14 protein-coding genes are annotated in these 13147 nt (G+C 41.3%); 5 read left to right on the top strand and 9 right to left on the bottom strand.

Annotation, left to right across the window (positions count from 1 at the left end):
* The first annotated feature begins 73 nt into the window (after positions 1-73).
* Positions 74-523 (top strand): HIT domain-containing protein, encoded by a 450-nt coding sequence (locus AC4E96_RS06480; protein ID WP_490255254.1) that lies wholly within the window; start codon positions 74-76, stop codon positions 521-523.
* On the opposite strand, the gene trxA is transcribed toward AC4E96_RS06480, so the two are convergent.
* Complete coding sequence (trxA, locus tag AC4E96_RS06475; protein ID WP_488033238.1) at positions 518-841, bottom strand: thioredoxin TrxA; 324 nt, start codon at positions 839-841, stop codon at positions 518-520. The genes AC4E96_RS06480 and trxA overlap by 6 nt on opposite strands.
* Positions 842-930: 89 nt before the next feature.
* On the opposite strand from trxA, the gene rhlB reads away from it, so the two are divergent.
* A complete protein-coding gene (gene rhlB, locus AC4E96_RS06470; RefSeq protein WP_490255253.1) occupies positions 931-2151 on the top strand; it encodes an ATP-dependent RNA helicase RhlB in 1221 nt (406 codons plus the stop codon).
* Positions 2152-2186: 35 nt separating this feature from the next.
* Entirely contained in the window at positions 2187-3671 is a 1485-nt protein-coding gene (gene gppA / locus AC4E96_RS06465; RefSeq protein ID WP_490255252.1) for a guanosine-5'-triphosphate,3'-diphosphate diphosphatase, read from the top strand.
* Between the two features lie 25 nt (positions 3672-3696).
* Here gppA and hemB read toward each other — a convergent pair whose 3' ends face one another.
* The 5 genes from hemB to tatA are packed head-to-tail and all read right to left on the bottom strand — an operon-like array spanning position 3697 to position 8012.
* The gene (gene hemB, locus AC4E96_RS06460; RefSeq protein ID WP_490255251.1) at positions 3697-4710 is read right to left on the bottom strand and encodes a porphobilinogen synthase; all 1014 of its coding nucleotides are present in this window, start codon (positions 4708-4710) and stop codon (positions 3697-3699) included.
* Positions 4711-6648, bottom strand: coding sequence for a sensor domain-containing diguanylate cyclase (locus AC4E96_RS06455; RefSeq protein WP_490255250.1), 1938 nt, complete (start codon positions 6646-6648; stop codon positions 4711-4713).
* Positions 6649-6655: 7 nt separating this feature from the next.
* A complete protein-coding gene (tatC, locus tag AC4E96_RS06450; RefSeq protein ID WP_488033243.1) occupies positions 6656-7402 on the bottom strand; it encodes a twin-arginine translocase subunit TatC in 747 nt (248 codons plus the stop codon).
* Positions 7389-7760 carry a Sec-independent protein translocase protein TatB gene (tatB, locus tag AC4E96_RS06445; RefSeq protein WP_488033244.1) on the bottom strand — a complete coding sequence of 124 codons (372 nt, stop codon included), beginning with the start codon at positions 7758-7760 and terminating at the stop codon, positions 7389-7391. Before tatB ends, tatC begins: the two co-directional genes overlap by 14 nt.
* A gap of 6 nt (positions 7761-7766) precedes the next feature.
* Positions 7767-8012 carry a Sec-independent protein translocase subunit TatA gene (gene tatA, locus AC4E96_RS06440; protein ID WP_488033245.1) on the bottom strand — a complete coding sequence of 82 codons (246 nt, stop codon included), beginning with the start codon at positions 8010-8012 and terminating at the stop codon, positions 7767-7769.
* Positions 8013-8174: 162 nt separating this feature from the next.
* On the opposite strand from tatA, the gene AC4E96_RS06435 reads away from it, so the two are divergent.
* Positions 8175-9287 carry a hypothetical protein gene (locus tag AC4E96_RS06435; protein ID WP_490255249.1) on the top strand — a complete coding sequence of 371 codons (1113 nt, stop codon included), beginning with the start codon at positions 8175-8177 and terminating at the stop codon, positions 9285-9287.
* Between the two features lie 81 nt (positions 9288-9368).
* On the opposite strand, the gene ubiB is transcribed toward AC4E96_RS06435, so the two are convergent.
* Genes ubiB through ubiE form a run of 3 tightly spaced genes read right to left on the bottom strand, consistent with a single transcriptional unit; the run spans position 9369 to position 12400 of the window.
* Positions 9369-11024: a ubiquinone biosynthesis regulatory protein kinase UbiB gene (ubiB, locus tag AC4E96_RS06430; RefSeq protein WP_490255248.1), complete on the bottom strand. Its 1656-nt coding sequence runs from the start codon at positions 11022-11024 to the stop codon at positions 9369-9371.
* Positions 11021-11629 (bottom strand): ubiquinone biosynthesis accessory factor UbiJ, encoded by a 609-nt coding sequence (locus AC4E96_RS06425; RefSeq protein ID WP_490255247.1) that lies wholly within the window; start codon positions 11627-11629, stop codon positions 11021-11023. The genes ubiB and AC4E96_RS06425 overlap by 4 nt, the downstream gene beginning before the upstream one ends.
* Positions 11630-11638: 9 nt before the next feature.
* Positions 11639-12400, bottom strand: a complete 762-nt coding sequence (gene ubiE, locus AC4E96_RS06420; RefSeq protein WP_488033249.1) for a bifunctional demethylmenaquinone methyltransferase/2-methoxy-6-polyprenyl-1,4-benzoquinol methylase UbiE — start codon at positions 12398-12400, stop codon at positions 11639-11641.
* Positions 12401-12600: 200 nt separating this feature from the next.
* On the opposite strand from ubiE, the gene AC4E96_RS06415 reads away from it, so the two are divergent.
* Positions 12601-13143 carry a hypothetical protein gene (locus tag AC4E96_RS06415; protein ID WP_488033250.1) on the top strand — a complete coding sequence of 181 codons (543 nt, stop codon included), beginning with the start codon at positions 12601-12603 and terminating at the stop codon, positions 13141-13143.
* Positions 13144-13147: the final 4 nt, after the last annotated feature.

Below are 13147 nucleotides of genomic sequence, written 5' to 3'. Positions count from 1 at the left end.
GCTAGGCAGTGACGAATAGTCATATTACAATTCTGGTTATACCCTTCTATCTTATTATTTCTAAGTGACAGCTATGACCTTTACCCTAGATTCCAGAATTGAAAGAGATTCTATTCTTATCGCCGAATTACCACTTTGCCAACTTCGCATTCAAAACGATGGTCGATACTATTGGTTGGTATTGGTTCCTGTCATAAACAATGTTACTGAAGTTCATGAATTATCTACAAAAGACTCTCAACAGTTAATTTTTGAGAGCAATGCTGTCGCAAAGGTATTGAAGTCAGTGACGCAGTGTAAAAAGATAAACGTAGCGAACCTGGGTAATATTTGTGAACAATTGCATTGGCATATTGTTGCTAGATTTGAGGATGATGAGGCTTGGCCTGGTCCTATTTGGGGAGTGGGTGAATCAGTTCCTTGGGATGAAAAAAAGAGACGCCAATTTGTGGCATCTCTTCTGGATAAAATGTCCGAAACCAATCCAAGTCTAATTGTTGAATCGGCTTTAGATCACTTATAAGTTGTCGTTTAAGAACTCTACTAACTGAGTTTTGCTTAATGCACCAACTTTAGTTCCAGCTACTGCACCATTTTTGAAAAGTAGTAGTGTTGGGATACCACGAACACCAAACTTAGGTGGAGTTTCTGGGTTTTGGTCGATATTTAGTTTTGCGATAGTTACTTTGTCAGACATTTCTGCTGCAACTTCGTCTAAAATCGGAGCGATCATCTTACAAGGACCACACCACTCTGCCCATAAATCTACTAATACTGGCTTGTCACCATTGATAACTGAATCAAAAGAATCGTCAGTTATGTTAATAATTTTATCGCTCATTTATCACTCCGCGTTTAATATTAAATAATATACTTCTATTGTGAATAATTTGTTTCTTATTGCAAGGCTAAAGGTTATGCTTATCCGTTATGACTAAGACACATTTAACTGAAACAAAATTTTCCGATTTTTCAATACATGAGAATGTTTTGAAAGCCCTTAATAATGCAGGTTATGCGAATTGTACCCCGATTCAGGCTATGTGTATGCCTTTAATCGAAAAAGGTGCAGATATCGCAGGCCAAGCGCAAACAGGGACCGGTAAAACCATCGCTTTTCTTACAGCGACTTTCAATAAACTTCTAAACGTTGAATCTAAAGGTCAACCAAGAGCTATTATTTTAGCTCCTACTAGAGAGTTAGCCATTCAAATTCATAAAGACGCAATTGTCTTTGCTGAGGCTACCGGCTTATCGCTTGGATTAGTATATGGTGGCGAAGGGTACGAAAGTCAACGTCAACAATTACAGCAAGGGGTAGACGTCTTAATTGGGACGACAGGCCGAGTAATTGATTATCACAAGCAAGGTATTTTTAACTTAAACAGCATCCAAGCTGTGGTTCTTGATGAAGCCGATCGTATGTTCGATTTAGGCTTTATTAACGACATTCGCTACTTATTCACAAATATGCCAGAACGTACTGAAAGATTAAATTTAGTATTTTCAGCTACGATGAGCTACAAAGTAAAAGAGCTGGCCTATTCTCATATGAATGAGCCGACTCATTTGCAGGTCGAACCTGACCAAATGACTGGTAAACGCATTAAAGAAGAATTGTTTTATCCTGAGTCGGACAAAAAGATACAGCTTTTACTTTCTTTGATTGAAGACGATTGGCCAGATAAAGCAATTGTGTTTACTAACACTAAACATGCTTGTGAAAAAGTGTACAACTGGATGAAGGCAGATAAACACAGAGTTGGTCTGTTAACCGGTGATGTAAATCAACGTAAGCGCCTTTCAATTCTAGAAAACTTCGCCAAAGGTAACTTAGACTTTTTGGTCGCGACAGACGTTGCTGCACGTGGTTTACACATCCCTGAGGTAACGCACGTTTACAACTTTGATTTACCAGATGACCGCGAAGATTATGTTCACCGCATTGGTCGTACAGGTCGTGCGGGGGCAAGTGGCCATGCAATTAGCTTTGCGTGTGAGTCATATGTTTATAATTTACCCGCGATTGAAGAATACATTGGTCACACTATTCCCGTGAGTCAATTTGATCCTGATGCGTTATTGGATGATATTCCAAAGCCAAGATATCAAAAACGACGTCATCACGGACAGCGTCGCCGCCAATCGTAAAATCGCTTTACACTAGCAACAACTGAGTAACAACGATGAAAGATAACCAAAGTTATGCCGTAATTGACTTAGGATCGAATAGCTTTCATATGATGATTGCACAAGTTGTTGCTGGCAGCGTCCAGATCATAGGTCGAGTGAAACGAAAAGTTCGGTTAGCTTCTGGCCTGAATGAGCAGATGATTCTCTCTCATGATGCCATGTTAAGAGGTTGGGAATGCCTCAACCTTTTCGCAGAGCGCCTTCAAGATATACCTGCCAACAATATTAAAATCTCAGGGACTGCTACACTGCGTTTAGCTAAAAACGTAGATGAATTCTTATCTGTTGCTCAAAACATACTTGGTTATCCAATTAATGTCATCAGTGGCGAGCAAGAAGCACAAATCATTTATAAAGGCGTAGCTTATACATCTAGTTCTGATAATCGTCGTCTAGTCGTCGATATTGGTGGTGCAAGCACCGAGCTAGTTGCAGGTGAAAAACACGAACCTAAAGTATACAAAAGCTTAAACGTTGGCTGTGTTACCTACCTTGAGCGTTATTTTCCTAACGGAGTCTTATCAGAGTCTAACTTTACTAACGCGATTGCGGCAGCCGAACTCGAAATTTCAAAAATTAGAGACCTATACAAAGACTTTGACTGGAAAGAAGAAGTAGGCGCATCGGGCACTGTGCAAGCCATACAGGAGATTTTGATTGCACAGGGGTATGATGAGGTTATTACACTCGAACGCCTTGTCACCATCATGCAGCAGACTATTTCCTATGGGACTATTGATAACTTGACTATCGCTGGCCTAGTGCAGGATAGAAAGTTAGTATTCCCAAGTGGCTTGGCGATTTTGATCGCTATTTTCCGCCAATTGAATTTGAGTGGAATGACATTGGCTGGCGGTGCTTTACGAGAAGGCCAACTCTATTCAATGCTACCAGAGCTAACGAAACAAAATGTCCGTGAGAGAACAATTCGCAGCATTATGACTCGTTATCATGTTGATACTGCTCACGCTGAACGAGTATCAGATTTAAGTCTTCATATTGCACAACAGGCATCTAAGCAATGGGATATGGAGCAGTTTCACGCCACTGATATATTACGAGCTGCGGCGTTAGTTCACGAGGTCGGCTTGCAGGTTGCTTACAAAGATCAGCAAATTCACGCTAGTTACCTATTGGCTAACTCAAACCTACCAGGTTTTACTGAAGCTCAGAAAAAGTTATTAACTGCAATTATCCTCAATCACAGAGAAGATATAGATAAAGCGGCTTTGGCAAGACAAACCACTACCTCAGTTTTGTTAGCGTGTCGTTTGGTAAGAATTCTTCGATTGGCGGTAATTTTGTCGTTGCGACGTGCAGATGAGGTGTTGCCTCAGATTGGTGTAACTGTTGAACAAGAAAAGATGCAGTTACATTTACCAGCAAGTTGGCTAGAACAAAATCCATTAAGTGCTGCAGAGCTCTATCAGGAAGCTAAATATCAAGCTACTCATGGTTGGCAGCTTGATATTTCTTAATGCAAGCGTTAATTGACGTATTAAATTAACGCGCTTCTTTTAGCCACTTTGCCGCTGTTTTGGCAAAGTACGTCAAAATGCCATCCGCGCCAGCGCGTTTGAAAGCAAGCAAGGACTCCATGATCACTGGTTGTTCAGCTAACCAGCCATTTTGAATTGCTGCCATATGCATTGCGTACTCACCACTCACCTGATAAGCGAAAGTTGGCGCTTTAAACTCATCTTTAACACGGCGTACAATATCTAGATATGGCATGCCTGGCTTGACCATTACCATATCTGCGCCCTCTTGCAGATCTAGTGCGATTTCGCGAAGTGCTTCATCAGAGTTTGCAGGGTCCATTTGGTATGTTTTCTTGTCTGCTCCTTTTAGGTTACCCGCAGAGCCCACTGCATCTCTGAAAGGACCATAGTAGCTAGAAGCATATTTTGCAGAGTAGGCCATGATTTTGACATTAGGGTAACGGTTTTCTTCTAGTGCTTCTCTGATTGCACCTATACGGCCGTCCATCATATCTGAAGGTGCGACAATATCGGCACCAGCTTCTGCATGTGAAAGTGCTTGTTTAACTAATGTACTTGTTGTGATGTCATTAAGAACGTAGCCCTGCTCATCAATAATACCGTCTTGGCCATGGACAGTAAAAGGGTCGAGAGCGACATCAGAAATTACTCCTAACTCAGGGAATGATGACTTAAGCGCACGTATGGCTTTCTGGGCAAGCCCATCAGGGTTATAAGCCTCTTCTGCCAGTTCAGATTTTAAGTCCATAGGAGTAACTGGGAAAAGCGCAATAGCCGGAATACCTAACTCGACTAATTCTTTGGCTTCTTCTAGTAATAAGTCAATCGATAAGCGCTCAACACCAGGCATAGATTCAACAGACTCTCTGCGGTTTGTTCCTTCCAGCACAAACATAGGGTAAATCAAATCGTTAACCGACAAGCTATTTTCTTGAACGAGACGGCGAGAGAAATCGTTAGCTCGGTTCCTTCTCATTCGAACATGCGGAAATTGGCTGTTACCTAGTTTGGTCATTTAAGACTCCTGTGTTAGTTCTGATGTTGATTCAAGGTCGGTATAAAGTACCGTTTGGTTCCTACCTGAGTTCTTGGCTTTATATAGTGCTTTATCAGCCAGTTCGATCAGTTCTTTTGGCTCAGTTAATGTTTCATTTTTGCTGCAACTTACGCCCAAACTTACTTTACATTTCACTGTACCGTGGCCAGTTGCAATATCGAGTGACTCTATTGCTTTACGAATAGATTCTGCAACGCGCTTGGCACCATCAATTTCAGTACTTGGCAATAGTACGGCGAACTCTTCGCCACCATAACGGAAGATTTCATCGGTCGAACGACTCAGTTGTTCACTCGCGGTTAACGCCACGGCTCGAATGACCTCGTCACCTGCTACGTGACCATATTTATCATTAACCTTTTTGAAGTGGTCTATATCAAACATGATCAAAGACAATGGCGATATCTCACGTCTGGCTCGTCGCAGCTCGGCTTGAATTCGCTTATCAAAATGGCGGCGGTTGTTAATGCCAGATAGGGCATCTAACGTGTTTAGCTTTTCAAGCTCTGTATTCCTATCTTCTAGTTCTCGCAGAGCGACTTGTAGTTCTAGATTTTGGGCAGCAAGCTGTTGACGTAATTGTTCTTCATCGTCAGAGTCCAAGTCGGACTCGCTTTGAGTTTGATCAAAAACCTGCTCTATGTACTCATCGGTACTGAGGTTCTCAAGGTCTTCTAATTCATTTAACTTGTTATTTGAAAAAGTGTTGGCCTTGTTCGTTTTAAATTGATTCCGAATCGACGTGACCGAGAAGATAGAGACCATTAATAACATGGCGATTTGCAGAAGAGACAAGTTAGAAAATGGGAATGGCGTCGTAGTAAAGTTATTTAGCGCAATGAATACTAGGGCACACAATAAAATACCGACACTTACATTTAAGTCCTGTTCTTCGTGATAGCCTTTTTGTGTCATCCAAAGACCGGAATATAAGTGACACCCACAAATTATAATAGCGACAGATGTAACAAGGTAAATCCCGGTCTCGTAAGTTAGCCAAAGGCATAGAGGAATGAGGCCTAGTGCTGCAATACCGGTAATTAGAAAGCTTTTACTAACGTTCAAGTTGGGTTTTACGGCGTCTATTTTTGCTTTGGCTAAAAGTGCCGAGGAAGCAATGGCCAAACTCGCCAGGATTAACGTCGCATGTGCTTGAACTAAAGGGGACTCCGGCCAAATGTAGTGAAAGCCCAAACCACTCAATGTTATAACCATCATTAACAAACTAAACAAAAGCATTGCGTCTAATAGAGCGATTTTTGAACGCCCCGCGATACCAGTAAACAAATAACCGAATGTGGTTGCCAGCATGATACCTATGAACATGCCAATGAGTAAGCGTTGGTAGTTTTGATGTTGTTGAAAGGTTTCTTTTTGCCATAGGACAACAGGAAAGTTGACCGTACCATTTGTTTTCACGGCAAAGTATATTTCTAATGATTCACCAGGCAAAAACGAAACGGGAATCACATAGGTTTCATGTTGCACTGGTCGTTGAAAGAAAGGTTGAGTGTCACCTAAATGTTGAACGTTTCTTACTTTTCCATTTTTTAAGGTATAAAAAGACAGCGAGTCCAACAGAGGGTTACCGACTTCTATAAACATTGAAGTTGGGTATTGAGTTGAGTTACTTATTGTCGTTCGAAACCAATGGGTATCTTTGGCAAAACCTAGTTTTACATAATCTTGTTGGAAGTGACTCCAGCCTTCAATTGGCGGTGCTTCCAAGGGCGTGGTTGTAGAAATATTATATTCGAGGAGTGGAACAAGATTTACTTTACCACGGTTAAGATCAATTTCGTAAGAGCCTGCCCAAGTTGAAAAACTAATTAACTGGGAAAGCAGAATCGATAAAGCGATTAATAAGTTGCCGAGACGATCAGTTTTGAGGAACATAATGGACCTACTTACTCGTTGAGTTTTCTTTTGAACCCCTAGGCGCAACTAGCGTTGCCATGATCAAACCGAACTCAAACAATAACCACATTGGTAACGCTAAAAGAGTCTGACTGATTACATCAGGTGGCGTTAACAACATACCTAGAATAAAAGCACCAACGACAACATAAGGACGCTTTTCTTTGAGCTTTGCAACCGAAGTGACTCCGGCCCAGCAGGCTACAAACACGATGATAGGTACTTCAAAGGCCAATCCAAAAGCAAAAAATAATTTTAGTATAAAGTCCAAGTAACTGCTGATATCGGTCGCGATGGTAATCCCCTCTGGTGCGACACTGGTAAAAAAGCCAAACGCCAATGGAAAAACAATAAAGTACGCAAAGGCGATACCGCCATAAAAAAGCAACACTGACGAAGCTAAAATGGGTGCCATTAGACGCTTTTCATGACTATACAAACCAGGTGCGACGAATCCCCACATTTGATGCAAAATGATTGGAAACGCTAACATCAGTGAAAACATGAAGGCCATTTTAAATGGGGTGAAGAATGGCGCAGCAACGTCCGTTGCAATCATGTTAGCGCCTTCAGGCATTACATCAAGTAATGGTTGGGCAACTTGTGTATACAAGTCATTTGCAAAAAAAGCCAACACCATAAAACATGCCAAAACCGCAATAACTGAGCGTATAAGGCGTTGTCTTATCTCTATTAAATGTTGAATAAATGGCGGCGAATCAGAGTGAGTCATTAGTAGATTTGCTCGCTGGCTTAGAGTTAGATGAGTCCGCGTCTTCTAACGCTTGGTCTTGCAATGGCTTGTTTGACTCGGTTTGTGAATTGACACTTTGTGCTGCTTGTTGCAATTCGCTTACGGAACGTTGAAGCTCTGGAGATAGGTTTTCGAAGCCTTTTTTTTCCGCTTCCTTTAAGTTGGTGTGCAACTCGTGAATGCGCAGTTGTTCATTCACCTCTGCGCTTATCCCTTGTGTCATTTGGGAGAGTTTTCGCTTGTACTCAACTATTTTTCGCAGTGCGCCAGGAAGCTTGTCGGGACCCAATACAATGGTGCCAACAATAGCGATGACGACAAACTCCCAAAAACCCATGATCTATTATTCCGATTTGGACTTTTGTTCAGGTTTAAAATCCGCGTCAGCTTGCTCTTTAGTTGCTTTGTCTTCTACTGTTTTTGCGTCTTTTTGGCTATCTTCTTGATCATCAGACACTGAATTTTTGAAGCCTTTTACCGCTGAACCTAAGTCAGAGCCAATATTCTTTAAGCGTTTTGTGCCAAATAATAAAACGATAATTGCTAATATAATCAACAACTGCCAGATGCTAATTCCACCGAAGCCCATAACTCACCCCTTTTAATAAGATAACTGCTATTATAAAGTGATATTAAATCAAATCATATATTTATGATTTACTTTACTCTTGATATGCAACGGATGCTAATGATTAAGTTGAGAAATTTTTATTTAAATTTAGGAGTCAAACTCATACTTTGCAGCCTGTGTTTGCAAGGTACCTCAACTTTTGCTGCAACAATGGGCAAAAAGAAGTCGAATGAAATCGACGAATGCCTAACTTCACCCGCCACAAAAAGCCAAGCCTTTAACGAATATTGCAAACTCAAGCTAAAAAAGGGTGACCAAGCCGCGCTGTTTGGTGATCAACAAGCGATTAACGAAGTTGGCCGGGAGCTTGCTCGTATTAAACAAGAAGAGCGCTTAAAGGTTGGTTTTGTTGATGTGAATACCGTTATGGAAACCTTGGGTAGCTCAATGGATTGGACGGCGAACTGGATTGATAGTCAGTTTGCCGATCACGGTGACCAACTTAACAAAGCCAAAGCATGGGGACATGTGATGATTGGCTGGGAACCACGAGATGGTGAATGGGCTAACTTTCCTGTCAAATTTAGAGTCAGAGCCAAATTACCCAATTTAAAAAACAAAGCGGAACTTATCCTCTCAGATAACGAACAAGAAGACCTCAATACCTTACCCTACGAAACGGTACGTCCAGAAGCGCTCAAGTCATCTCAGCGCTCGTTAGGGGCGGCAGTAAAGTTTATGCACAAGGCATCTGCAGACTTGGACCGTTCTTCTCGAATTGGCTGGGGAGATGGGCAGTTGTATTTGCGAACCTCATTGTTATACCGAAAGAAGTTCTTTGAAAACAAGGTAACGTTAAATGTTCAGCCTGCACTCGAGTATTACATTTCAGACGGCCTTGGAGCGCGCTTCTTATTTGATACGGTTTATGCGATAAATCCGAATAACGAATTGAGGTTTAGTTATTCACTTCGCGACCGTGAAGACTTTGATGCACCTGAGTGGCGTAATGGTATCTACTCGGTATCAGCACTAAGTGAACAGTCAGCAATAATAATGGGTCTGACGGCCGCTGGTGTCGTGACACCAGATTATCGCCCAGAGTTTTACAAAGCCAGTCTTCGATTTCGAAAGAAGGCGTTTCGAAGTTGGATTTTTATTGAAGCTGAACCATTTGTTGAATTTAAACGTGAGCGTACAGTAGAAAATTTCAATGACGGTCACGTCTACGGCGACTTTGAGCGAGATGTCGGAATAGCGCTTCGCTTTGAGGCGCATTATGGGTTCTTATAATCACAACCCTGAAGCTTGAGTTGTGATCTACTGCTTTTTGATGAGTGTATTGTCTTTAAAGCAACTTTAACTATCTGTCGCTTAGCTTCTCAGTTTCCAAGCGTTTACCAAAGCAATGACCGCGAGAATGACATCTGCTGCAAGCCAATTAGGCTGGTTTTGCACATCGACAAAAAGGGTAATCATAAGGACTGATAACGCACTTAAGCTAAACATGGTTAATCGTTTGAAGAAGCGCTGCTGCTTTACCTGCAAAGCTTTATAGTCCTCTACTAACTCTTTTTTCATATTCGGTAAGCGGCTAATACTTTGCAAACTGCCGTAAAGATACTCAGGCACTTGAGGTGCTTTTTCGAGCCAATAAGGAAGGTTTTGCTTAGTCGTTCGGTAAAGGGCTTTTATACCCATTTGTTCATTTACCCAATCTTCTAAAAATGGTTTTGCGGTTTCCCACAAATCTAATTGAGGGTAAAGCTGGCGACCAAGCCCTTCTACATATAATAGTGTTTTCTGCAGCAATACTAACTGGGGTTGAACTTGCATCTCGAATTGACGAGCCGTGTCAAACAAGCCAATTAAAACTTGTGCAAAGGATATTTCTGCAAGCGGCTTATTGAAAATCGGCTCACATACTGTGCGAATGGCCATTTCAAATTGTTCGACGTTAATATGACTAGGTACCCAACCCGATTGAACGTGTAACTCAGCAACTTTTAAGTAATCGCGATTGAAAAAAGCCACAAAGTTTTCTGCGAGATAACGTTTATCTTCAGAGTTTAAAGTACCAATAATGCCAAAATCTATACCAATATACTTCGGATCTGATGGGTTCTCTTTGCTAATAAAAATGTTGCCAGGGTGCATATCAGCGTGAAAAAAGCTGTCTCGAAATACTTGAGTGAAAAAAACACGAACGCCGCGTTCTGCCAGTTTTTTTAAGTCTGAGCCTTGCGCTTGAAGCTGGTGGATATCGGACACTGGAATGCCGTAAATGCGCTCCATCACCAATACTTTCTGCGTGGAGTACTGGCTATATATCTCTGGAATATATAAATCATCGCTGTCTTCAAAATTACGGCGGAGCTGGATTCCGTTCGCTGCCTCTTGTACAAGATTAAGCTCGGCAATAATGGTTTTTTTGTATTCCTCAACGACTTCCACAGGACGTAGGCGGTTCGCTTCAAACAAGACTCGATTTAAGATGTGGGCCATTACCATCATGAGCTCTACATCGGCGTTAATTTGCCTTTTGATGCCTGGACGAATCACTTTTATGACAACTTCTTGGGTAGACCCATCTTCAAGTTGCATAGCAGCACTATGGACTTGCGCAATAGAGGCCGACGCGAGTGGAGTAGCGTCAAAATCAATAAACAAATCTTCAATTTGGTTTAGTTTTAACTCTCTGGTAATTCTTTTAATTGCCGTTGCCGACTCAAATGGCGGCACTTGGTCTTGTAGCTTCGTCAGCTCAATACTTAAAGATTCGGATAACAGGTCTTTGCGGGTACTTAACATCTGGCCAAATTTAATCCAGACCGGACCAAGCGACTCAAGAGCCAATCTTAAATTGACGCTTTTGCTGTTGCTTTTTGGCACCTTCGGGTACCAAAACATTGTTCTATGAAATAAGTTGAGATACCAAGTTTGGTGGCGTTCGGGTACTAAATCGTACAATCGATAATATAAAAAGGTGTGAATGATTTGAAAGAGTCGAGTGTATCGGTTGAGTTTCAAAGTAGTGCCTTTAGCTTGTTAATCTCAGCTGAGAGCCTTTCAGATTGTGCGTTGAGGCGATCAACATTTTGAGAGAATGCCGTGACTTCAGATTGATCTGGCGTGAGTCTTAATTCGTCTATTAAAGCGGAATGTAAGGTATATTCCAAGTCGCGCTTTTTGCGATTTAGATAAGTGTGCTGTTTGGAGACAAGGCGACCAAGTTTGTGAGCTGCGGCGTCACCAAGGTACTCAGATAACCACTCTTGCCAGTCGATGTCATTGTCCATGAACAGCGCTGAGAAAGATTGCGCAACATGAAGGTCGCCATCTAGCTCTAGTTCATCATTTTTTATTAACGCTGTGATCTGTGCAGCGTCACTTAGCTTCTGCAGACCATTGACAGTCGTTTTGATCGTACAGTCCGCGTCTTCGAGCTGACTTGATACAAACACTTTTTGATCAAACACTTTAAGTGTAACAAACAGTGAAAAATCCGTTAATTCGACGGCTAATGTTTTGTTTTGGAGTCTCTTGAGCTTGTGCTTCGCCGAACCGTCATAAACCAATGCTTGATTAAGCATTGGTTGGGCAATTGATAAAACAGCTTGTTGAAGCAATAACACGATGCGTTCCTAAAACTTAAAGCCTTTATGCAAGGCAACAATACCACCAGTCATGTTTGTGTAAGTGACTTGATCAAAGCCGACTTCTTCCATCATTCCCTTCAATGTATCTTGATCAGGGTGCATGCGAATTGATTCAGAAAGGTACTGATAACTGTCTTTGTCGTTCGCAATAACTTGGCCCATTGTTGGCAAGATATTAAAAGAATAAAAGTCGTATGCTTTGTTGAGCCACTCTTGTTGTGGTTTAGAAAACTCTAAAACTAATAAACGACCACCAGGCTTTAACACTCGAAATATAGAAGCTAAGGCGTTTTCTTTATTCGTTACATTACGAAGACCAAAAGCGATAGTGACCAAATCAAAAGTATTGTCTGCAAATGGTAACGCTTCAGCATTGGCTTGAACGTATTCAATGTTGCCAACATAACCTTGGTTATGAAGTTTTTCACGGCCCACTTTGATCATTGAATCATTAATATCAGCTAACACTACCTGACCTTTTTCACCCACAATTTCACTAAACTTGCGAGTTAGATCGCCGGTACCACCCGCCAAATCAAGAACCTTGTTTCCAGGACGTACTGCACTAGCATCAATCGTAAAGCGTTTCCAAAGTCGATGAACACCAAACGACATTAAATCATTCATGATGTCATATTTAGCGGCGACTGAATGAAACACGCTAGCGACCATTTTTTCTTTGTCTTGTTTTTCTATGGTTTGGTAGCCAAAGTGGGTCTTACCTGTGTGATCTTGTTCAGTTTTCATTTGATCTTCGAGCCATTGTGGAATAAGTTGACGATAGTTTACTTAATTGTGGTCTCAATACCAATTACCAACAAATAAAGTTTACTTAAAATACTTAATTAAAATTGTGTAACAAATAATAAATAGTTATTAATTAATCAATTTATGTTTGCTAGACTCAAAGTGATTAATTTTATCTAGACTAAAAATAAGAAGAAAGCATGCGAACGCTCGCACTCATTGTATCGTTACTATTTAGTATCAACCTTGCTGATGCCAATCAGCAGGTATTGTTGCGCGTGCAATGGCAACAATTAGCGTTACAAAATAGTGTGTTAAGTCTCAATGAGAAGGTTCAAAAAGTTCAGGCTATTACCTCATTAATTGATATTGAATCCTCATCTGCGTCACAAGTCGCTAAAACCCCTAATCAGATTTTTCAAGATGGTATTGCTACCCAGGCTGAGCTGGCCTTTGCTAAATGGTACATGCTTAAAGAATTGGGTTTTTCAGCTGATGAATTTCGGCTGGTCTATGTCAAAAACGCTAAAGAAAATGCCAATCAAGTCTGGTTGGCTTGGTATCAAACGCAACAAACAAAAATCATAACGAGTACAGATATCCTCGATTCTACATCACCTCGTATTTCTGGTGCTAACTCTGGCATAGAGGTACTGTCGGTATTGGATCCGAGTGCGGTATTGAAAAGCAGGAATGCGACGAGAACCGCAAGTCTAAACGACCAGGATGCTGTGTTTTTATAAATAA

It is taken from the genome of Psychrosphaera sp., assembly GCF_982872775.1.
This window is presented reverse-complemented; position numbering and strand designations above follow the sequence as displayed.

Bases quoted from the DNA above. Each gene is read 5' to 3' on its own strand.
- AC4E96_RS06480 (WP_490255254.1), top strand. From the start codon at position 74: ATGACCTTTACCCTAGATTCCAGAATTGAAAGAGATTCTATTCTTATC.
- trxA (WP_488033238.1), bottom strand. From the start codon at position 841: ATGAGCGATAAAATTATTAACATAACTGACGATTCTTTTGATTCAGTT.
- rhlB (WP_490255253.1), top strand. From the start codon at position 931: ATGACTAAGACACATTTAACTGAAACAAAATTTTCCGATTTTTCAATA.
- gppA (WP_490255252.1), top strand. From the start codon at position 2,187: ATGAAAGATAACCAAAGTTATGCCGTAATTGACTTAGGATCGAATAGC.
- hemB (WP_490255251.1), bottom strand. From the start codon at position 4,710: ATGACCAAACTAGGTAACAGCCAATTTCCGCATGTTCGAATGAGAAGG.
- AC4E96_RS06455 (WP_490255250.1), bottom strand. From the start codon at position 6,648: ATGTTCCTCAAAACTGATCGTCTCGGCAACTTATTAATCGCTTTATCG.
- tatC (WP_488033243.1), bottom strand. From the start codon at position 7,402: ATGACTCACTCTGATTCGCCGCCATTTATTCAACATTTAATAGAGATA.
- tatB (WP_488033244.1), bottom strand. From the start codon at position 7,760: ATGGGTTTTTGGGAGTTTGTCGTCATCGCTATTGTTGGCACCATTGTA.
- tatA (WP_488033245.1), bottom strand. From the start codon at position 8,012: ATGGGCTTCGGTGGAATTAGCATCTGGCAGTTGTTGATTATATTAGCA.
- ubiE (WP_488033249.1), bottom strand. From the start codon at position 12,400: ATGAAAACTGAACAAGATCACACAGGTAAGACCCACTTTGGCTACCAA.
- AC4E96_RS06415 (WP_488033250.1), top strand. From the start codon at position 12,601: ATGCGAACGCTCGCACTCATTGTATCGTTACTATTTAGTATCAACCTT.